The organism is Streptomyces sp. NPDC085946, assembly GCF_044540485.1.
GTDB lineage: Bacteria > Actinomycetota > Actinomycetes > Streptomycetales > Streptomycetaceae > Streptomyces.
In genome coordinates this window covers 331,317-352,676 of sequence record NZ_JBITSF010000007.1, presented here as the reverse complement: position 1 = coordinate 352,676, position 21,360 = coordinate 331,317, and the positions used below count along the sequence as shown (strand labels likewise).

Annotated in this window: 13 protein-coding genes; 3 read left to right on the top strand and 10 right to left on the bottom strand. The window is 73.7% G+C overall.

Annotation, left to right across the window (positions count from 1 at the left end):
* The coding region (locus ACIF8T_RS17440) for a maltotransferase domain-containing protein (protein ID WP_400035855.1) at positions 1-637 on the bottom strand (637 nt) is incomplete at its 3' end.
* 1,159 nt (positions 638-1,796) lie between these two features.
* Between ACIF8T_RS17440 and ACIF8T_RS17435 the strand changes: the two genes are divergently transcribed.
* Positions 1,797-4,415, top strand: a complete 2,619-nt coding sequence (locus ACIF8T_RS17435) for a glycosyltransferase family 1 protein (protein ID WP_400035853.1) — start codon at positions 1,797-1,799, stop codon at positions 4,413-4,415.
* Positions 4,416-4,418: 3 nt separating this feature from the next.
* Here ACIF8T_RS17435 and ACIF8T_RS17430 read toward each other — a convergent pair whose 3' ends face one another.
* From ACIF8T_RS17430 to ACIF8T_RS17390, 9 genes are all read right to left on the bottom strand, one after another.
* Positions 4,419-4,937, bottom strand: coding sequence for a DUF1990 family protein (locus ACIF8T_RS17430; protein WP_400035851.1), 519 nt, complete (start codon positions 4,935-4,937; stop codon positions 4,419-4,421).
* A gap of 70 nt (positions 4,938-5,007) precedes the next feature.
* Positions 5,008-6,663 (bottom strand): M4 family metallopeptidase, encoded by a 1,656-nt coding sequence (locus tag ACIF8T_RS17425; RefSeq protein ID WP_400035849.1) that lies wholly within the window; start codon positions 6,661-6,663, stop codon positions 5,008-5,010.
* A 200-nt stretch (positions 6,664-6,863) separates the two neighbouring features.
* Entirely contained in the window at positions 6,864-8,918 is a 2,055-nt protein-coding gene (locus tag ACIF8T_RS17420) for a M4 family metallopeptidase (protein ID WP_400035847.1), read from the bottom strand.
* Between the two features lie 376 nt (positions 8,919-9,294).
* The gene (locus tag ACIF8T_RS17415; protein WP_400035845.1) at positions 9,295-11,142 is read right to left on the bottom strand and encodes an ABC transporter ATP-binding protein; all 1,848 of its coding nucleotides are present in this window, start codon (positions 11,140-11,142) and stop codon (positions 9,295-9,297) included.
* Entirely contained in the window at positions 11,139-12,941 is a 1,803-nt protein-coding gene (locus ACIF8T_RS17410) for an ABC transporter ATP-binding protein (protein ID WP_400035843.1), read from the bottom strand. Before ACIF8T_RS17410 ends, ACIF8T_RS17415 begins: the two co-directional genes overlap by 4 nt.
* 152 nt (positions 12,942-13,093) lie before the next feature.
* Positions 13,094-13,597: an ATP-binding protein gene (locus ACIF8T_RS17405; RefSeq protein WP_400035841.1), complete on the bottom strand. Its 504-nt coding sequence runs from the start codon at positions 13,595-13,597 to the stop codon at positions 13,094-13,096.
* 287 nt (positions 13,598-13,884) lie between these two features.
* Positions 13,885-14,652: an enoyl-CoA hydratase/isomerase family protein gene (locus ACIF8T_RS17400; protein WP_400035839.1), complete on the bottom strand. Its 768-nt coding sequence runs from the start codon at positions 14,650-14,652 to the stop codon at positions 13,885-13,887.
* Between the two features lie 77 nt (positions 14,653-14,729).
* Complete coding sequence (locus ACIF8T_RS17395) at positions 14,730-15,977, bottom strand: Ig-like domain-containing protein (protein WP_400035837.1); 1,248 nt, start codon at positions 15,975-15,977, stop codon at positions 14,730-14,732.
* 163 nt (positions 15,978-16,140) lie between these two features.
* Positions 16,141-17,388 carry an Ig-like domain-containing protein gene (locus tag ACIF8T_RS17390; RefSeq protein WP_400035835.1) on the bottom strand — a complete coding sequence of 416 codons (1,248 nt, stop codon included), beginning with the start codon at positions 17,386-17,388 and terminating at the stop codon, positions 16,141-16,143.
* A gap of 188 nt (positions 17,389-17,576) precedes the next feature.
* On the opposite strand from ACIF8T_RS17390, the gene glgX reads away from it, so the two are divergent.
* Together glgX and ACIF8T_RS17380 are read left to right on the top strand one after the other, a co-directional pair.
* Complete coding sequence (gene glgX, locus ACIF8T_RS17385; protein WP_400035833.1) at positions 17,577-19,829, top strand: glycogen debranching protein GlgX; 2,253 nt, start codon at positions 17,577-17,579, stop codon at positions 19,827-19,829.
* A gap of 120 nt (positions 19,830-19,949) precedes the next feature.
* Positions 19,950-21,359: a sulfatase gene (locus ACIF8T_RS17380; RefSeq protein ID WP_400035831.1), complete on the top strand. Its 1,410-nt coding sequence runs from the start codon at positions 19,950-19,952 to the stop codon at positions 21,357-21,359.
* Position 21,360 lies beyond the last annotated feature (1 nt).

The following is a 21,360-nucleotide window of genomic DNA, read 5'->3' as shown; positions in this document are numbered from 1 at the left end:
CCACCTCCGGCGTCAGCGCCGCCGCCAGCCGCGCCGCGGCCGGCCGGCCCTCGTCCCGCAACGCCCCCACCGCCTCCAGCACCACGTCCCGGCCGTCGTCGTCCGGCACGGCCGAGGCCGCGCGCTCGTACAGCCGCGCCCCCTCCTCCAGGACGACCTCGGTGTCCATCCCCGCGGGGATCTTGATCTGGGCGTGGTGGCGCCAGGTGGTGACCGGGTCGCCCCAGGCCTCCACGGTGAACGTCCACAGGCCGGGCTCCCCGGCGGTCACCGTGGCTCCCCACCGGTCGGTGCCCGGGGCGAGTTCCCGCATCGGTGTCCACGGCCCGGGGCGGCCCTCGGGGTCCCTCAGGACGACGTTGGCGGCCACCGCGTCGTGCCCCTCCCGGAACACGGTGGCCGAAACCTGGAACGACTCGCCGGTGACCGCCTTGGCGGGCCGGCGCCCGTGCTGGACGACCGGGCGGACGTCGAGGACGGGTATGCGCCCGACGGCGGTGGCGTTGCGCGCGGAGGGTGGCTCGGGGGCCGGTGGGCCGGCGTCCTGCGGGCGCACGGGACGTGCCGCGGTGCCCGGCGTCGGGGACGCCTCGGTGGTGCGTGTCGGAGGTGCTGACGAATGGTGCTTGGCGGGCATGACCGCTCCTGTCCGCGTCAACGTGGGTAGGCGGATGTGTGTGGGGAGGTGGGTCCTGCGTGGTGTCCCTGAGGGCGTGTACCCGCAGGAGCCTTCCCACCCTATTCGGGTGGGCAATCCGGCACGTTGTTAACTACTCGCGCGTATGTCGACACACAAGACCGGCCTCGTCCGCAGCGGACGGGGCCGGGCCCCGTGGCGTGCCCGGTCCGCCGCCGAGGACGCGGCGGCCGGTGCCGCGGACCGGGCCCCCGGCCCGCGGCCTTCCCGGACGCGACCGCGGTCGCCCCGGCGCCGTGACCTGCGCCGGAGCGGCCCGCGGACGGCCGGCCGGGTACGGCGCGGCCGCGCCGGCGGTGTGCGGTGCGGCCGTCGAGGTACCCGTCCCGGTTGCCCGCGCGGCGCCGCTCGCGGCGGACGCGGAGGCGATCCCCGCGTCCGGCGCGAAGAGGTCCACGGCGGAGCCGTGGCCGGAGAAGGCCGGTTTCGCATCCTCCCCGGCCGGTCGCGCCGGCCGTGACCGCCCGCGCCGCGCCCGCCGGCGCGTACGGGGCGGCCGGCCTGCCGTCGCCGCCCGCGGCGGCCGGGTACGTCACCCCGGGCGCGATCCGGACGCGATCCGGGCGCGGACGGCGGTGTCCGGCGCGGCGCCGCGGTGGCCGCCCGGGCGGAGACCGGCGACCGCGGGCCGCTGCACCCGGCGGGCCGCCCGGTCGATCCCGGCGGTCCCCGGGCCGCGGCGCCCGCGGCACCGGGGACGCGGGCGACACGGGTGATGCGGGTGATGCGGGTGACGCGGGTGCCCCGGGCGGCCGGGGCGACACGCGGGCCGGCGGAGAGCCGCCTCGCCCGCCCTTCGGTCGCCCCGATCGCGCGGCCGTCCGGAACCGTGCCGCGGATATGGCCGATTCTCGCCCGTACCGCCCGTGAGGTCGGTGCGCCGCGGGGCGGACTCCCGTGGGCGTGAAGCGCCGCAAGAGCGTCCATGGGGGCGGAATCGGCCATATCGTTTATGGGTGACACGGGGTGGGCGCGGGTACTGACGGTGCCGAGGACGACAAGCTCCCCGCATCGGGTACTCCTGCACCGGTACCGTCGACAGACAGGACGCGACGCACACTGCCGTGCCGTCGTACAGCGACTCGCGCCGAGGTGGAATGTGAAGGCGATCCGTCGATTCACCGTCCGACCCGTTCTCCCCGACCCCCTCAGGCCGCTCAGCGATCTGGCCCGCAATCTGCGCTGGTCCTGGCACGCGGAGACCCGGGACCTGTTCCAGGCCGTCGACCCCGAACGCTGGGCCGCCTCGGGCGGTGACCCCGTACGCCTGCTGGGCAGCGTCCCTCCCGCGCGGCTGGAGGAACTGGCCGTGGACCGCCGCTTCCTGCGCCGCCTCGCCGCGGCCGAGGGGGACCTGCACGACTATCTGACCGGAGACCGCTGGTACCAGACCCAGTCCGACGAACTGCCCGCCGCGGTGGCCTACTTCTCGCCCGAGTTCGGCGTCACCGCCGCCCTGCCGCAGTACTCCGGCGGCCTCGGCATCCTGGCCGGCGACCACCTGAAGGCGGCCAGCGACCTCGGCGTCCCGCTGATCGGCGTGGGACTGCTCTACCGCCACGGCTACTTCCGCCAGACCCTGTCCCGGGACGGCTGGCAGCAGGAGCACTACCCGGTCCTCGACCCGCACGAGCTGCCCGTGGCCCTGCTCAAGGAGGCCGACGGCACGCCCGCCCAGGTCAGCCTCGCGCTGCCCGGCGGGAAGTCGCTGCACGCCCGTATCTGGCTGGCCCAGGTCGGCCGGGTCCCGCTGCTGATGCTGGACTCGGACGTCGAGGAGAACGACCTCGGCGAGCGCGGCGTCACCGACCGGCTCTACGGCGGCGGCAGCGAGCACCGGCTGCTCCAGGAGATGCTGCTCGGCATAGGGGGTGTGCGGGCGGTGCGGACGTACTGCCGGCTGACCGGCCACCCCGAGCCGGAGGTGTTCCACACCAACGAGGGGCACGCCGGGTTCCTCGGACTGGAGCGGATCGCCGAGCTGTGCGCCGAGGGGCTGGAGTTCGACTCCGCGCTGGAGGCGGTCCGGGCCGGGACCGTCTTCACCACGCACACGCCCGTCCCGGCCGGCATCGACCGCTTCGACCGGGAGCTGGTCGCCCGGCACTTCGGCCCCGGGGCGGAGCTGCCGGGGATCGACGTCGAGCGGGTGCTCCGGCTCGGCACGGAGTCCTACCCCGGCGGCGAGCCGAACCTGTTCAACATGGCGGTGATGGGGCTGCGCCTGGCCCAGCGCGCCAACGGCGTCTCGCTGCTGCACGGGCAGGTCAGCCGGGGGATGTTCGCCGGGCTGTGGCCGGGCTTCGACGCCGAGGAGGTGCCGATCACCTCGGTGACGAACGGGGTGCACGCCCCGACCTGGGTCGCCCCCGAGGTGTTCCGGCTCGGCGCCCGGCAGATCGGGTCCCAGCGCACCGAGGACGCCCTGACGGTGGGCGGCTCGCAGCGGTGGGACGCCGTCGCGGACATCCCCGACCAGGACATCTGGGAGCTGCGGCGGTCGCTGCGCGAACAGCTGGTCATGGAGGTGCGGCAGCGGCTGCGGGCCTCCTGGCGGCAGCGCGGCGCGGGGACGGCCGAGCTGGGCTGGATCGACGGCGTCCTCGACCCGGACGTGCTGACGATCGGGTTCGCGCGGCGGGTGCCGTCGTACAAGCGGCTGACGCTGATGCTGCGGGACCGCGACCGGCTGACGGAGCTGCTGCTGCACCCCGAGCGGCCCGTGCAGGTGGTCGTCGCGGGCAAGGCCCACCCGGCCGACGACGGGGGCAAGCGGCTCATCCAGGAGCTGGTCCGGTTCGCCGACGACCCGCGGGTGCGGCACCGGATCGTGTTCCTGCCGGACTACGGCATGGCCATGGCGCAGAAGCTGTACACCGGCTGCGACGTCTGGCTGAACAACCCGCTGCGGCCGCTGGAGGCGTGCGGGACCAGCGGGATGAAGGCGGCGCTCAACGGCTGCCTCAACCTCTCCGTGCGCGACGGGTGGTGGGACGAGTGGTTCGACCCCGACTTCGGCTGGGAGATCCCCACCGCCGACGGCGTGGGCACCGACCCCGACCGGCGTGACGACATAGAGGCCGCCGCCCTCTACGACCTGCTGGAGAAGCGGGTCACGCCCCGCTTCTACGAACGCGGGCCGCGCGGGCTGCCCGACCGGTGGATCGAGATGGTCCGCCAGACGCTGAGCCGGCTGGGACCGAAGGTGCTGGCGGGGCGCATGGTGCGCGAGTACGTGGAGCGGCTGTACGTGCCCGCGGCCCACGCGCACCGGACCATGGGCCCGGACGCGGCGCGCGCCCTCGCCGAGTGGAAGACCCGGGTGCGGGCGGCCTGGCCGGGCGTCGCCGTCGACCACGTCGAGACGTCCGCCTCGACGGCCACCGCCGAGCTCGGCACGACCCTCGGGCTCCGGGTGCGGGTGGCGCTCGGCGCGCTCGGCCCGGACGACGTCGAGGTGCAGGCGGTGTCCGGGCGGGTGGACGAGGAGGACCGCATCGCCGACGCGACCGCCGTGCCGCTGAAGCCGGTGGGCGCGCCGGACCAGGAGGGGCGCTGGGTGTACGAGGGCCCGCTCTCCCTGGACCGCACCGGCCCGTTCGGCTACACGGTCCGCATCCTGCCCGCCCACCCGCTGCTCGCCTCCGGCGCCGAACCGGGGCTGGTCGCGGTGCCGTCGGAGGAGCTGGTCGAGGCGGCGGGGCTGCTCATGCGGTGAGGGTCAGTCCGTCGCGTCCCGGGTGCTCAGGCGCTGGAGCACGGCCCCGCACCGCCGCGCGTAGGCGTGCTGCAGCCCCCGGGTCGCCGGTCCGCCCGCCTTGGCGTACCACCGGGCGGGCCGGCTGAAGGCCGACACGGTCAGCCAGACCGTGCCGTCGCCGGTGCGGTCCACCACGAAGGACTCCTCGCCGGACTCGGGGTGGCCGGCCAGCGTGCCGTACGCCCACCCGGCCCGGCGGGGTTCCTCCGCCGTCCACACCACCCGGCAGGGCGCCCTGATCACCCCGGCGAGGGTGACGGTGACGTCGACGCCGGGTGCCGCCCGCTCGGCGCTCACGTCGAGGCCGACGCCCAGCCCGCGGTGCATCTCCCAGGTGAGGACCGCCTCGGACGCCCGGCGGAAGACCTCCTCGCCCTCGCCGAGGCGGGTGCGCACGTGCAGGGGGTGGAAGCCCGGCGGGCAGAAACCCGCCCGGCGGGTCGCGCCGACGTCGGCGTAGGTGAAGTCCTCCGAAGACATGGGACCCAAGAGTAGGGCGGCGCCCGGGACGCCTTCCTCCCGGGTGCCGCCCGTCTCGTCAGGCGGTCGGTCAGGCCACGTTGACCGCGGTCCAGGCCGCCGCCACCGCCTTGTACTCGGCGCTGGTGGAGCCGTACAGGGCGGACGCCGCGTTCAGCGTCGCCGTACGGGCACCGGAGTACTTGGTCGTCGACGTCATGTACGTGGTCAGCGCCTTGTACCAGATCTGCAGCGCCTTGGTGCGGCCGATGCCGGTGACCGCGGAGCCGTTGTACGTCGGCGAGTTGTAGGTGACGCCGTTGACGGTCTTGCTGCCGCTGCCCTCGCTCAGCAGGTAGAAGAAGTGGTTCGCGGGGCCGGACGAGTAGTGCACGTCGACGCTGCCGAGGCCGGAGGACCAGTAGTCCTTGGACGAGCCGTCCTTGCTGGGCTTGTCCATGTAGCGCAGCGGGGTGCCGTTGCCGTTGATGTCGATCTTCTCGCCGACGAGGTAGTCGCCCGGGTCGCTCGCGTTGTTCGCGTAGAACTCCACGCCCGTGCCGAAGATGTCGGAGGTGGCCTCGTTCAGGCCGCCGGACTCGCCGCTGTAGTTGAGGCCCGCGGTGTTGGAGGTGACGCCGTGGGTCATCTCGTGACCGGCCACGTCCAGCGAGGTCAGCGGGTGGGTGTTGCCCGAGCCGTCGCCGTAGGTCATGCAGAAGCAGCTGTCCGACCAGAAGGCGTTGACGTAGTTGTTGCCGTAGTGGACGCGGGAGTAGGCCGCCTTGCCGTCGTTCTTGATGCCGCTGCGGCCGAAGGTGTTCTTGTAGAAGTCCCAGGTCGTCTGGGCGCCGTAGGCGGCGTCCACGGCCGCGGTCTGGTCGCTGGAGGAGCTGGAGGCCACGCCGGTGCCCCAGACGTCGTCGGCGTCGGTGAACAGGGTGCCGGTGCCGGAGGTGCCGCGCGCCAGGTTGTACGTCCGGTGGCCGCCGCGCCCGGTGTCGTACAGCTGGTACGACGAGCCCGACAGGGTGGTGCCGAGGGTGACGGTGCCGGAGTACAGGCTCTTGCCGCTGCCGGTCTCGATGCCCTGGTACTCGTACAGCTTCTCGCCGGTGGCCGCGTCCGTGATGACGTGCAGCTCGTTCGGGGTGCCGTCGTGCTGGAGGCCGCCGACGACCGTCTCGTAGGCGAGGACCGGCTTGCCGCCGGCCGCCCAGATCACCTTGCGGGGCGCCGCGTCGGCCTCGGTCTTCTCCGAGCCGGCCGCCTCGGCGAGGGTCACGGCCTGCTTCTCGGCCTTGGCGGCGGTGATCTCCGGCGTCAGGTCCGCGACCTTCAGGGCGGCCTTGACCGCCTTGGTCACGCCTCTGGTCTCGCCGGACGCCGACTCGTGGACGACGAGGTCGCCGCCGAGGACGGGCAGGCCCGCGTAGGTGCGCTCGTAGCGGGTGTGGACGGTGCCGTCGGCGTCCTTCACGACGTCCTTGACGAGCAGCTTCTCCTGCGCGCCGAGGCCTATCTCCCGGGCGGTCCCGGCCGCGTCCGCCTGCTGCTCGCGGATCAGGGCGGTGCGGGCGGGGGCGGAGAGCAGCACGGGGGCGGCGGCGAGCGCGGGCCGTCCGGCCGGGGCCGAGTCGGCCGCGGCGCTGCCGGTGCTCAGGCCGGTGGTGAGCAGGGCGCCGGCGGCGACGGCGGTGGCGACGGCCAGGGTGGTGCGCTGGTGACGCGCGTAGCGGGGGGTCACACGAGCTCCTTTGTGGGGAAGTGGGGGTGCTGGTGCGGCGGGTGGTGGAAGAGTGGCACTTAGGACGCGTACATGTCAGGAGCCCCACGTGATGTTGGCCGAAAGCCGACTGTCCGGTAAATGTTTCGGGGCCGTGAACGGGCGCCGCCCCGGCGGGAGCTCACCCGCCGGGGCGGCGCTGGGCCGTCGGTCGTGACGGCTTACGGGAAGGTCAGCTTCCAGCCGTTGATGTAGCCGGTGTCGGCGGCCGCGTTGTCCTGGACCCGCAGCTGCCAGACGCCGTCGGCCACCTCCGAGGAGGCGTTGACGGTGTACGTGGTGCTGAGGTTGTCCGCGCTGCCGCCGGTGCCGTAGGCCTTCAGCGTGTACGCCGTGCCGTCGGGGGCGATCAGCTGGACGCGCAGGTCACCGATGTAGGTGTGGACGATGTCCACCGCCACCGCGAGGTTCGACGGCGCGTTGCCCGTCCGGCCGGAGACGGTGATCGAGGAGTTGACCGCCGCGCCGTTGTCCGGAATCGCCACGTCGGCCGTGTTCTCGAAGGACGTGCCGCCACCGCCTCCGCCGCCGGAGCGCGGGCCGACGTTGACGCCGGCCCAGGCGTCCTGCACCGCCTTGTACTCGGCGCTGTCCGCGCCGTACAGCTCACCGGCCGCCGCGAGGGTGCCGGTGCGGGCGCCCGCGTAGTTGGTGGTCGAGGTGAACTTCGTGGTCAGCGCGCGGAACCAGATCTTCTCCGCCTTGGCCCGCCCGATGCCCGTGACGGGGAGCCCGTCGGAGGTGGGCGAGTCGTAGGTGACGCCGTTGACGGTCTTGCTGCCGCTGCCCTCGCTCAGCAGGTAGAAGAAGTGGTTCGCGGGGCCCGACGAGTAGTGCACGTCGATCGAGCCGATGCCCGAGTACCAGGCGTCCTTGGACGAGCCGTCCCGGCTGGGCCTGTCCATGTAGCGCAGCGGGGTGCCGTCGCCGTTGATGTCGATCTCCTCGCCGATGAGGTAGTCACCGACGTCGGAGGAGTTGTTCGCGAAGAACTCGACCGTCGAACCGAAGATGTCGGAGGTGGCCTCGTTCAGGCCGCCGGACTCGCCGCTGTAGTTGAGGCCCGCGGTGTTGGAGGTGAGCCCGTGGGTCATCTCGTGCGCGGCCACGTCGATGGAGGTCAGCGGGTTGGCGTTGCCCGAGCCGTCGCCGTAGGTCATGCAGAAGCAGCTGTCCGACCAGAACGCGTTGACGTAGTTGTTGCCGTAGTGGACCCGCGAGTAGGCGCCCACGCCGTCGCCGCGGATGCCGCTGCGGCCGTGCACGTTCTTGTAGTAGTCCCAGGTCAGCGCGGCTCCGTAGTGGGCGTCGGCGGCGGCCGACTCCAGGTTGGACGGGCTGCCGTTGCCCCACACGTCGTCGGGGCCGGAGAAGAGCGTGCCGGTGCCGGACGTACCGCGGTTCAGGTTGTACGTCCGGTGGTTCCCGCGCGCGCCGTCGGTCAGGTTGTACGCCGACCCGGACTGCGTGGTGGTGAGCGGGACCGTGCCGGAGTACACCGTGTTCCCGGTGCCGGTCTCGACGGCCTCCCACTCGTACAGCTTCGCGCCGGTCGTGGCGTCCGTGACGACGTGCAGCTCCCGCGGGGTGCCGTCGTGCTGGAAGCCGCCGACGACCGTCTCGTAGGCGAGGACCGGCCGCCCGTCCGCCGCCCAGATCACCTTGCGCGGCTCCCGGTCGACGGCCGGGTCGGAGGCCCGCTCCGCCCGCGCGGCGGACAGGGCCTGCCGCTCGGCCGACGCGGCGGGCACGGCGGCCTTCGTCGTGGCCGGCCGGACGGCGGCGCGGGTCGCCCTGACGACCGACGCGGTGGCGTCGGCCGCCGTGCTCTCGACGACCAGGTCGCCGCCGAGGACGGGCAGGCCGTCGTAGGTGCGCTCGTAGCGGGTGTGCAGGGTGCCGTCGCGGTCCTTGAGGACGTCGCGGACGACGAGCTTCTCCTTGGCGCCGAGACCCAGTTCCCTGGCCGTTCCCTCCTTGGCGGCGTCCGCCGCGCGGATCAGCGCGGCACGCTGGGCGGGGGAGAGGCGGACCGACTCCGAGCCCGGGGCCGCCTCGCCCGCGGCCCGCGGCGCCCGCTCCGGGGCGGCGGTGGCGGTGCCGGACTGGACGGCCGCGGCGATCAGCGCGGCGACACCGGCGAGGGCGACGGCCGCGGCGCGGCGGTGCGGGGTGCGGGAGCGCGGGGTGCGTCTGTGGGAGGGGCTGCTGCTCAACACTGACTCCTTCTGCGCGGCCGCGGATCGCGCGGCCAGGGGAGACCGGGCGGCGGATGAGCCGGCCGGGCGGAGCGAGGCGGTACGCAGAACCACGTGCGGGCGGAGCGGTGGCCGTGCGGCAACGGCGGGGCGAACCTGTGGGGTTGCTGTGTGCGGGCCGTGGGAAGCGTGGCAGGCGACGGCGGTTTCTGTCAGGAGCGCGTCAGAACATTGGCCGGAAACGGTCCGTTGTCCGGGAGTTCATGTCCGCTATACGGACGTGAGGCCTCAGGGGGAGCGGCCCGGACCACGGTCGTGCGGGCGGCCCGGGCCGTACGGGGGTCCGGACGGCCCGGCCCCCCGTACGCGCCGGTCGTCCCGGGGAGGGCGCCACTCAGGCCAGGCTGTCCCGCCACGCCCGGTGCAGGTCCGCGAAGCGGCCCGTGCCCGCCACCAGGTCGGCCGGGCTGCCGTCCTCCACGATCCGGCCGTGCTCCATCACCAGCACCCGGTCCGCGATCTCCACGGTCGACAGCCGGTGCGCGATGACGACCGCGGTGCGGCCCCTCAGCACGGTGGCCATCGCCCGCTGCACGGCCCGCTCGCCGGGGATGTCCAGCGAGCTGGTCGCCTCGTCCAGGATCAGCACGGCCGGGTCGGCGAGCAGCGCCCGCGCGAAGGCGACGAGCTGCCGCTGACCGGCCGAGATGCGGCCGCCCCGCTTGCGGACGTCGGTGTCGTACCCGTCGGGCAGGGCGCTGATGAAGTCGTGCGCGCCGATCTCCTTGGCGGCCCGCTCGACCTCCTCGCGGGGGGCGTCCGGCCGGCCGAGGGCGATGTTGTCGGCGACCGTGCCGGAGAACAGGAACGCCTCCTGCGTCACCATCACCACGCCGCGCCGCAGTTCGGGCACGGGCAGGTCGCGCAGGTCCACGCCGTCCAGCAGCACCCGCCCCTCGGTGGGGTCGTAGAAGCGGGCGAGCAGCTTGGCCAGCGTCGACTTGCCGGCGCCGGTCGTGCCGACCACCGCGACCGTCTGCCCGGCCGGAAGCGTCAGGTCGAAACGGGGCAGCACCTCGCCGCCGGTGCGGTAGGCGAACCGGACGCCGTCGAAGACCACCTCGCGCCCGGGCCGGTCGCCCGCGAGCTCCGGGAGCCGCCGGGGCACGGCCGGCTCCGGCACCGACGGGGTCTGGGCGAGCAGCCCGGCGATCTTCTCCAGCGAGGCCGCCGCCGAGTGGTAGGAGTTGAGGAACATGCCGAGCCGGTCGATCGGGTCGTACAGCCGCCGCAGGTAGAGCACCGCCGCGGCCAGCACCCCGAGGGCCAGGGTGTCGTCCGCCACCCGGGCCGCGCCCCACAGCACGATCGCCGCGACGGCGGTGTTGGCGACCAGGCGCGACCCCGTCACGTACCGGGCCATCTCCAGCAGCGCGTCGCCGTTGGAGCGCTCGTGGCGCCGGTTCAGGACGCGGAAGTCGGCGTCGTTGGCCGCCTCGCGCCGGAAGGCGCGCACCGGCCGGATGCCGTTCATCGTCTCCACGAACTTCACGATCACGGCGGCGATGGCCGTGGACTTCCGCCGGTACACCCGCTGCGCGCGCCGCCGGTAGGTGCGGACGAGCAGGTACAGCGGCACGAACGACGCCACCGCGACGGCACCGAGCCCCAGGTCCAGCCAGAGCAGCAGCGCCGAGATGTAGACGAACGACAGCACGACCGTGACCAGCTCCTGCAGGCCCTCGTCGAGCAGCTCGCGCAGCGACTCGACGTCGGTCGTGGAGCGGGAGATCAGCCGGCCCGAGGTGTAGCGTTCGTGGAAGTCGACGCTCAGCGCCTGGGCGTGGCGGAAGATCCGGCCGCGCAGGTCCAGCAGCACGTCCTGGCTGACCCGGGCCGACGCGGCGACGAACGCGTACTGCAGCCCGCCCGAGGCCAGCGCGCACCCCAGGTAGCCCAGGCCCACCCCGAGCAGCGGCCCGTGGTCGCCGGCGCGGAACGCGGGCACGGCGCGGTCGATGGCGTACGCCACCAGCAGCGGGCCCGCCTGCACCGCCGCCTGCTGGAGCAGCAGCAGGAGCGTGGTGAGGGCCACGCGGGGCTTCATCGGGGCGAGCAGGGAGCGCAGCAGGGCGGCGGTGGCGCCCGGAGGAGTGGGCAGGACGTCGCGGTCGAAGGGGTCGCCGTCCGCGGGCCGCTCGTCCGGCTGGTCCTGGGCGGGCGCGGTCGTGGGCGCCGTCATCGGCCGTCCTCCTGTGCTCCGACGGGTTCCCCGGACATCAGATGCGCGTACTCGGCGCTGGTGCGCAGCAGTTCGTGGTGGGTGCCGACGGCGGCGATGCGGCCGCCCGAGAGCAGGGCGACGCGGTCGGCGAGCAGCACCGTGGAGGGGCGGTGCGCCACGATCAGCGCGGTCGTGTCCGCCAGGACCTGCCGCAGGGCGGTCTCGACGGCGGCCTCCGTGTGCACGTCCAGGGCGGACAGCGGGTCGTCCAGGACCAGGAAGTCCGGGCGGCCGACCACCGCCCGGGCCAGCGCCAGGCGCTGGCGCTGCCCGCCGGACAGGCTCAGCCCCTGCTCGCCGACCTGGGTGCGGGTGCCCTGCGGCAGGGCGTGCACGAAGTCGGCCTGCGCGACGGCCAGCGCCCGCTCCAGCTCCGCCTCGCCCGCGGCCCGGCCCGCCCCCATCAGCACGTTCTCCCCGACGCTCGCCGAGAAGAGGGTGGGCTCCTCGAAGGCGACGGCGACCCGGGCGCGCAGCTCCTCGCGGGGCAGGGCGGTGATGTCGACGCCGTCGAGGGTGATCCGGCCGGAGGTCACCTCGTGCAGGCGGGGGACGAGCGCGGTCAGCGTCGTCTTGCCGCTGCCGGTGGCGCCGACCAGGGCCATGGACTCGCCGGGGCGGATGTGCAGGTCGACGCGGTCCAGGACGGGCGGGGAGCCGGGCGGGGCGTCGGGGTAGCGGAAGGTGACGCCGTGGAACCGCAGCCCGCCGTCCCCCGGGGCGTCCCCGGGCCCCGCCGGGACCGGCGCGCGGCCTCCGGCGTCCTCCGGCTCCTCGTCCATCACCTCGAAGTACCGCGCGGTGGCCGTCGCCGCCTCCTGGCTCATCGCCAGCAGGAACCCGATCGACTCCACCGGCCAGCGCAGCGCGAGCGCCGTCGACAGGAACGCCACCAGCGTCCCCGCGGACAGCGCCCCGTCGGCCACCTGCACGGTCCCCACCACCAGCGCCCCGGCGATGGCCAGCTCGGGCAGCGTCACGATGACGCCCCAGATCACCGCCAGCAGCCGGGCCTTGCGCAGCTCCGTCCCGCGCAGCGTCCCGGACAGCTCGCGGAAGGCCCGGGCCTGGCTGCGGTGCCGGCCGAACCCCTTGATGACGCGGATGCCGAGCACGCTCTCCTCGACGACCGTCGTCAGGTCCCCCACCTGGTCCTGCGCGCGCCGCGCCACCGTGGCGTACCGCTTCTCGAAGACCACCAGCAGCACGAGCAGGGGCACGGCCGGGCCCAGGATCACCAGGCCCAGCGTCCAGTCCTGCGCCAGCATGATGATCACGCCGACGAGGATCGTCACCCCGTTGACCAGCAGGAACGTCAGCGGGAAGGCGAGGAACATGCGCAGCAGCATCAGGTCGGTCGTCCCGCGCGACAGCAGCTGCCCGGAGGCCCACCGGTCGTGGAAGGCGACCGGCAGCCGCTGGAGGCGCCGGTACAGGTCCGCCCGCATCTCCGCCTCGACGTGCGACAGCGGACGGGCCACGAGCCACCGCCGCAGCCCGAACAGCAGGGCCTCGCCGACCCCGAGCAGCAGCAGCCACAGCGCCCCCAGCCACACGCCCGCCGGGTCCCGCTCGGCGATCGGGCCGTCCACCATCCACTTCAGGACGAGCGGGATCACCAGCCCCACGCAGGAGGCGAGGACCGCGACGAACGCGGCGGTGAACAGCCGGGCCCGCACGGGCCGCACGTACGGCCACAGTCGCAGCAGCGTCCGGACGGAGGAACGGTCCTCGGCGGAGGTGGGTGTCGTGGGCATCAGCAGTGAGCCTACGGATTGCCACTGACACTGCCCACCGGGTTTCGGTCCGAGTGGGGTCAGCCGTCCGACCTAGGACCCGCCGGCGCGAGCCGTCCGGCCGCACGCGCGCCGCGCGCCCCCGGCCGCGCCGGCCGGCGGCCGGCCACCGGTCAGCGGTCGGCCACCCGCATCTCGAACCACGTCGTCTTGCCGCGCGGCAGCAGGTCGACGCCCCACCGGTCGGACAGCTTGTCGACCAGGAAGAGCCCTCGGCCGCTGACGTCCGTCTCCTGCACCGGCATCAGACAGGGCAGCCCCCGGGAGGGGTCGCGGACCTCGACGCGGATCCAGCCGCGGCGGTGCCGCATGCGCAGTCCGAAGACGCGGGCGCCGGTGTGCCGCACGGCGTTGCCCACCAGCTCCGACACGAGCAGGACGGCGTCCTCCGCCGTCCGCGGGCCGAGCCGCCACTCGCGCAGGACCACCACCTGGACCAGCCGGCGGGCGGTGGCCGCGGACTCGGGGCGGGACGGCAGCGGAACCTCCGCCTCCGTCGGGTTGCCGTACCGTTCCAGCGCCTTCAGCGCCCGCTCGTCCTCGACCGCCGGCGACCAGCGCGCCGCGGTCGCACGTCCGTCTCCCCGCGGCTGTCCCGTACCCTCCAGCCCCGCCATGCCCTCATGATGGCCGCCCCGCGCGCCCTCCGGGGCCGTTCCCGGTGAATGCGCCCTGCGCGCGCCCCTGCCGTGCCGCGACCGCCCGGCATATGCCGTCGGTATGAACGCGTCGGCCGTGTCCCGTCCGACCTGCGGTGACGGCTCGCTGGGCGGCAATCGACGGGCTCCCTCGACACGGCGGGCTTCAGGTCGGGCCAAGGCTGCCACAGACCGCCCCATCGAGGGACCCGGATATCAGACATCGCGTCAAGGACAAGCGGCCGGAGGGCCTCTTCGGGTGAGGTTCAGAGGAACTTGGCCTTGCCCGGGCCCTCTTCCACGAAGCTGCGCATCCCCCGCTCCCGGTCCTCGGTGGCGAACAGGCCCGCGAACCAGTTCCGTTCCACGGCCAGGCCCGTCTCGATGTCCGTCTCCAGGCCCGTGTCGACGGACTCCTTGGCCGCGCGCAGCGCGAGCGCCGGACCCTGGGCCAGCTTCGCCGCCCACGCGTGCGCCTGCTCGTACACCTCGGCGGCCGGGACCACGCGGTCCACCAGGCCGAGCGCCAGCGCCTCGTCGGCCCGCACCTGGCGGCCCGTGAAGATGAGGTCCTTGGCCTTGGAGGGGCCGATCAGACGGGAGAGGCGCTGGGTGCCGCCCGCGCCCGGGATCAGGCCGAGCAGGATCTCCGGCTGGCCCAGCTTGGCGTTCTCCCCGGCGATGCGGTAGTCCGCGCACAGTGCCAGCTCGCAGCCGCCGCCCAGCGCGTAGCCGGTGACGGCCGCGACGACCGGCTTGGGGATGCGGGCCACCGCCGTGAAGGAGTCCTGCAGGGCGCGGGCGCGCAGGACCATCGCGGTGTGGTCCATCGCCTGCATCTCCTTGATGTCCGCGCCCGCCGCGAACACCTTCTCGCCGCCGTAGATCACCACGGCGCGCACGTCCTCGCGGCGCGCGGCCTCCTCGGCGAGCTCCTTGAGCCGGTCCTGCGTCGCGACGTCCAGCGCGTTCATGGGCGGGCGGTCCAGGCGCAGCGTGCCGACGCCCTCGGCCACTTCGAGATGTACGGTCATGCCCAGCAGGTTAACGGGCACTAACGACAACGGGCCCGGTGCGGTCGGTCACACCGGGCCCTCGCGTCGGGGACGCCCTACTTCTTCCACTTCTCCCACGACATGTTCCAGCCGTTGAGCCCGTTGTCCGGGTCGACGGTCCGGTCCTCGGAGTTCTTCACGACCACCACGTCGCCGATGAGCGAGTTGTCGAAGAACCACGCCGCCGGGGCCTTCTTGTCCCAGCCGCCGCGCACGTCGCGCAGGCCGATGCAGCCGTGGCTGGCGTTGTACTCGCCGAAGGCGCCGCTCGCCCAGTAGTTGCCGTGCAGGAAGGTGCCGGAGGTGGTCAGGCGCATGGCGTGCGGCACGTCCTTGATGTCGTACTCGCCGCCGTAGCCGACCGTCTCGCCGTTCATCCGGGTCACGGTCAGCCTCTCGCTGATGACCATCTGGCCGTTCCAGGTCTCCATGCCGGGCTTGCCGGTGGTGACGGGGATCGTCCTGACCACCTTGCCGTCCCGCATGACCTTCATCGTGAGCTTCTTGGCGTCGACGACGGAGACCTGGTTGCGGCCGATGGTGAAGGAGACGGTCTTGTCCTGCTCGCCGTAGACGCCCGGGCGGCCCTCGACGCCGTCCAGGCCGAGGTCGACGGTGACCTTGGTGCCGGCTTTCCAGTACTTCTCCGGGCGGAAGTCGAGGCGGTCGTTGCCGAACCAGTGGCCCTCCACCTCGACGGGCGGCTCGGTCCTGATGCGGATGGCCTTCTCGACGGCCCCGGGGTCGGTGATGCCCCGGCTGAAGCGGATCGAGAACGGCATGCCCACGCCCACCTCGGAGCCGTCCTCGGGGGTGAAGGTTCCGATGAAGGTGTTCTCGGGCGTCAGGGTGGTGAAGCTCGTGTCCTCCGCGGCCGTGCGGCCCGCGGAGTCCTCGGCGACCGCGTGCACGGTGTACTTCGTGGCGGCGGCCAGGTGGGCGGACGGCGTCCAGGAGGCGCCGTCCCCGGCTATCTTCCCGTCGATCTTCCTGCCCTTGGCGTCCTTGACCACGACCTCGGTCAGCTTCCCCCCGGCGGCGCCGACCTTCAGGACCCCGCTGGTGTCGACGGAGGTCGCGCCGTCCTTCGGGGCGATCGTGACGACCGCCTCGGACTGCCCGCTCCGCGCGGCGGCCGACTCCCCGGCGCCCTTGCCCTTGCCCTTGCCGTCCCCGGAGTCCGGCCCCCCGCCGCCGCACGCGGTGACGGCGAGCAGCAGCGCCCCGCACAGCAGCGCCGACACCCTCCTGCCGCCCCGTGTCCGCGTGTGGGCCGGTGCCCCCGATATCGGCCGCTCGTTCAATTCCGCTCCCCTCGCGGGGCCTGGTCAGGCCCGCACCCCTGCGCGTCCCGCGCGCGCACCGGCGCATCGTAACCACAGGTCAGGGAGATTCAGCGCGCCGCGAATGTCACCGTTCAGTCCCAACTTCAACGGAACGTCAGGTCACGTTCGCCTCCCGGCCGGCTCACCGTGCCGCACTGCCCGCCTTCCACTCCTGCCAGCTCATGTTCCACCCCCCGAGCCCGTTGTCGGCGGCGACCTCCTTGTCGTTGCTGTTCACCACTTCGACGACGTCCCCGATGAGGCTCCGGTCGAAGAACCAGCCCGCCGGGGTGTCCGCGCCCCCGCCCTTGACGTCGCGCAGCCCCACGCAGCCGTGGCTGACGTTGCTGCGGCCGAAGACGGACTCCGGCGCCCAGTAGTTGCCGTGCAGGAAGGTGCCCGACGCGGTCAGGCGCATGGCGTGCGGCACGTCCGGGATGTCGTACTCGCCCTTGCCGTTCGCCTTCTTGAAGCCGACCGTGGCGCCGTTCATCCGGGTCAGCTCCAGCATCTCGGTGACCACCATCTTCCCGTTGTACGTGGTGGTCTTCGGCGCCCCGGCCGTGATCGGCACGGTGGCCAGCAGCTCGCCGTCCCGCCGCACCTGCATGGTGTGCCTGGACGCGTCGACCAGGGAGACCTGGCTGCGGCCGACGGTGAACGAGAACTTCTTGTGCTGGAGCCCGTACACCCCGGGCGCCCCCTCGACGTCCCGCAGGCGCAGGTCGACGGTGACCTTGGTGCCGGGTTTCCAGTACGCGCGCGGACGGAAGTCCAGCCGGGAGCGGCCGAACCAGTGCGGGCGGATCTCCACGGCCGGCTCCGCGGTCACGCGCACCGCGCGCTCCACCGCCGCCCGGTGCCGGATCTCCCGGTTGAACTCCAGCGACACGATCATGCCCGTGCCGACCGTGGCGCGGTCCTCCGGGGAGACGTACCCGATGAACCGCTCCTCGGGGACGTGCGTCGTGAACGTCGTGTGCCGGGCCGAGCGGCGCCCGCTGCCGTCCAGGGCGACGACGTCGACCGTGTAGCGGGCCGCGAGGGCCAGCCGGTCGTCGTCGGGCGCCCAGCTCGTCCCGTCGGCGGAGACGCGCCCCGGCACCGGGGAGTCCTGCGCGTCCTGCGACCTGACGACCTTCACCGACTCCAGCCGCCCGCCCGGCACCCGCACCCGCAGCTTCGCGCCGGGGCGCACCTCCCTGCTGCCGTCGTCGGGAGTGACCCGGATGACGTCCTCGGGCGCCGGCGGCGCGCCGAACGCCCCGCCGATCCCGCCTCCACCGCCGTCCGAGGTGCAGCCGGCGACCCCGGCGAGCAGTCCTGCCCATGTCATTACGGCGGCCAGCGTGGCCCTCGCGCGCCGTGCGCGCCCTTCTACGTGCCTCACGAGGAGCCCAACGACGGGGCTCGTCCCCGGGAAACGACCATGCCGCCCCCCGGGGAAACGTGAGTGCGAGCCGCCCCCTGGGCAGAACAGTGGGGAGGACGACGCGCGGGGGAGCCGCGGCCGGAGCCGTGGGATGCGGCCGCACACCCCTGTCCCCCGTCGTTCCACGAGCCGCAGGAGGCTGACAGGTGTCCAGCGCAGCCGAGCAGGAGGCGGTGGCCGGCGATCAGGTCACCGAGGACGGGCGCCCAGCCGCCGTCGTGAACGGTGCGCGGCGTGCCGCGCCGCTGCCCGCCGTGCCCGTGTGGCCGGGCGCGGCGACGCCGCTGGGCGCCCGGTTCCGGGCCGGCCCGGACGGCGTGGCCGGCACCAACTTCGCGTTGTGGGCCGGCGGGGCCGAGGGCGTCGAACTGTGTCTCTTCGACGACCGGGGGAAGGAGACACGCGTCCGGCTGACCGAACTGACGCACGAGATCTGGCACGGCTTCGTGCCCGGCGTGCTGCCCGGACAGCGCTACGGCTACCGGGTGCACGGCCGCTGGGACCCGTGGACCGGCGCCCGCTGGAACCCGGCCAAGCTGCTCCTCGACCCGTACGCGCGTGCGGTGGACGGCGACTTCAGCCTCCCGCCGGAGGTGTACGGGCACGTCCGGGACTGGCCGCAGCAGCACGTCGCCGACACCGTCCGCGACGACCGGGACTCCGCGCCCCTCGTCCCCAAGGGCGTCGTGGTCCACGACGACGACGACTGGTCCGACGACCGCCGCCCCAAGACGCCGTGGGCCGACTCGGTCATCTACGAGCTGCACGTGCGCGGCTTCACCCGGCTGCACCCCGGCATCCCCGAGGAACTGCGCGGCACCTACGCCGGTCTCGCGCACCCCGCGGCGATCGAGCACCTGGTGAAGCTCGGCGTGACGGCCGTGGAACTGCTGCCCGTGCACCAGTTCGCCCACGAGGACCACCTGCTGCGCCGCGGCCTGAAGAACTACTGGGGCTACAACTCCATCGGCTACTTCGCCCCGCACGCCGCCTACGCCGCCTCCGGCACCACCGGCCAGCAGGTCGGCGAGTTCAAGCGGATGGTGCGCGCCCTGCACGCGGCCGGCATCGAGGTCGTCCTCGACGTCGTCTACAACCACACCGCCGAGGCCGGCGAGTACGGCCCCACCCTCTCCCTGAAGGGCATCGACAACCGCCGCTACTACCGCCTCCAGCCCGACGCCCGCCGCTACGCCGACTACACCGGCTGCGGCAACACCCTGCACGTCGTCCAGCCGCACGTGCTGCGCCTGATCACCGACTCGCTGCGCTACTGGGTGACCGAGATGGGCGTGGACGGCTTCCGCTTCGACCTGGCGGCGGCGCTCGCCCGCTCCATGCACGACGTCGACATGCTCTCCCCGTTCCTCGCGGTCATCGCCCAGGACCCGGTGCTGCGCCGGGTCAAGCTGATCGCCGAGCCGTGGGACATCGGCTCCGGCGGCTACCAGGTGGGCGCCTTCCCGCCGCTGTGGACGGAGTGGAACGACCGCTACCGCGACGCCGTGCGGGACTTCTGGCGGCACGCCCTGCCGGACGTCCGGGAGATGGGCTACCGCCTGTCCGGCTCCAGCGACCTGTACGCCTGGGGCGGACGCAGGCCCTACGCCTCGGTCAACTTCGTCACCGCCCACGACGGCTTCACCCTGCGCGACCTCGTCTCCTACGAGCGCAAGCACAACGAGGCCAACGGCGAGGGCAACCGGGACGGCACGAACGACAACCGGGCCTGGAACTGCGGCGCCGAGGGCGAGACCGGCGACGAGGACGTGAACGCGCTCCGGCGGCGCCAGCTGCGCAACCTGCTCACCACCCTGCTGCTGTCGACGGGCGTCCCCATGCTGGTCGCCGGCGACGAACTCGGCCGCACCCAGCGCGGCAACAACAACGCCTACTGCCAGGACAACGAGATCAGCTGGGTCGACTGGAGCCTGCTGGAGGAGCCCGGCTGGAAGGCCCTGTTCGACCTGACCGCCCGCCTGATCGGCCTGCGCCACCGCCACCCGGTGCTGCGGCGCCGGGCGTTCTTCTCCGGCCGGGCGCACTCCGCGGACGGACTGCGGGACCTGGCCTGGTTCACCACCCGGGGCACCGAGATGACCGAGCAGGACTGGTACGCGCCCGCCGCCACCCTCGGCATGTACCTCTCCGGGCGGGACATCCCGGGCCGCGACGAACGCGGCGCGAAGGTCCTCGACGACAGCTTCCTCGCCGTGCTGCACGCCGGTGAGGGGCCGGTGGACTTCGTGCTGCCGGGACCGCCGTGGGCGGAGCGCTACGAGGTGGTCGTCGACACCGGCCGGGAGGAGCAGGCCGAGGCACCGGACGAGGAGCACCCGGCGGGCGGGGCGGTCCGGGTGCCGGCGCGGTCGGTGCTGCTGCTGAAGGTGGTTGGCTGAGGCAACGTTGCAGGCCCGTGAACTCCCGGGCGCAGGCCTGGCCCCGGGGCCGGACGGTGATCAGACTGAAGGCGCCCCTCACCCCCCGCCCCCGGCTCCTCCTCCGCCCAAGGATTTCGCATGCCCGACATATCCCGCCGTGTCTTCGGCGGCCTGCTCGGCGGCGGCGCGGTCACGGCCGTCGCCGGCCCGGCCGCCGCCGCCGAGGCGGCCCCCGCCGAGCCCGCCGCCGGCGAACGGCCGTTCGCCGCCCGCACCGCGGGCTCCGGGTCCGCCCGCCCCAACATCCTGGTGATCCTCGGCGACGACCTCGGCTGGGCCGACCTCTCCTCGTACGGCTCCCCGCACATCGAGACCCCCCACCTGGACCGGCTCGCCCGGCAGGGCGTGCGCTTCACCGACGCGTACTCCGGCTCGGCGACCTGCTCCCCGACCCGCTTCAGCCTCTACACCGGGCGGTACCCGGGCCGCACCGAGGGCGGTCTGGCGGAGCCGATCGGCAACCGCACCCAGGGCCTGGACCCCGGCCACCCCACCCTGGCCTCCCTGCTGAAGAAGGCCGGCTACGCCACCGCCCTGATCGGCAAGTGGCACTGCGGCTTCCTGCCCGACTACAGCCCCACCAAGTCCGGCTGGGACGAGTTCTTCGGCAACTTCGGCGGCGCGCTGGAGTACTTCTCCAAACTGGGCCAGCTCGGCGAGTACGACCTGTACGAAGGCGACGCCACCTACCAGGACCTGCGGTACTACACGACCGTCCTGACCGAGCGGGCCGTCGAGTACGTCGGCCGCGACCACGACCGGCCCTGGCTGCTCAACCTCAACTTCACCACCCCGCACTGGCCGTGGCTCGCCGAGGGCGACGAGGAGGCCGGCGCGGAGATCGCCGCCCGGATCAGGGCCGGCGAGGGGCTCGGCGCGCTGCTGCACCACGACGGCGGCTCGGTGGAGAAGTACAAGGAGATGGTGGAGTCCCTGGACGCCGCCGTCGGGAAGGTGCTGGCCGCACTGCGCCGCTCGGGCCGGGAGCGCGACACCGTCGTCCTCTTCGCCAGCGACAACGGCGGCGAGCGGTTCTCCTACCAGTGGCCGCTCAGCGGCCAGAAGTCCGAGCTGCTGGAGGGCGGCATCCGCGTGCCGACCATCCTGCGCTGGCCGGCCCGGATCGACGGACGCCAGGTCAGCCACGAGCCCGTCTACACGCCGGACTGGACGGCGACGCTGCTGGAGGTGGCCGGGGCGCGGCCGGACCCCGCCCACCCGCTGGACGGCACCAGCCTGGCCGGATACCTGCTGCGCGGCGAGAAGCCGCCGGAGCGGGACCTGTTCTGGCGGGTGCGGCGCAACCGGGCGCTGCGGCGCGGGGACTGGAAGTACTACCAGGACGCCGAGGGCCGGGACCACCTCTTCCACCTCGCCCGGGACGCCCGTGAACAGGCCGACCTCGCCGCGGCCCGCCCCGAGCTGCTCGCCGAGCTGAAGGCGGCCTGGGAGAAGACCGCGGCCGGGCTGCTGCCGTATCCCGGCTGAG

Coding starts and splice junctions, on each gene's coding strand:
- ACIF8T_RS17430 (WP_400035851.1), bottom strand. CDS start 4,937: ATGTCTTCGGAGGACTTCACCTACGCCGACGTCGGCGCGACCCGCCGG.
- ACIF8T_RS17415 (WP_400035845.1), bottom strand. CDS start 11,142: ATGACGGCGCCCACGACCGCGCCCGCCCAGGACCAGCCGGACGAGCGG.
- ACIF8T_RS17410 (WP_400035843.1), bottom strand. CDS start 12,941: ATGCCCACGACACCCACCTCCGCCGAGGACCGTTCCTCCGTCCGGACG.
- ACIF8T_RS17405 (WP_400035841.1), bottom strand. CDS start 13,597: ATGGCGGGGCTGGAGGGTACGGGACAGCCGCGGGGAGACGGACGTGCG.
- ACIF8T_RS17400 (WP_400035839.1), bottom strand. CDS start 14,652: ATGACCGTACATCTCGAAGTGGCCGAGGGCGTCGGCACGCTGCGCCTG.
- ACIF8T_RS17380 (WP_400035831.1), top strand. CDS start 19,950: ATGCCCGACATATCCCGCCGTGTCTTCGGCGGCCTGCTCGGCGGCGGC.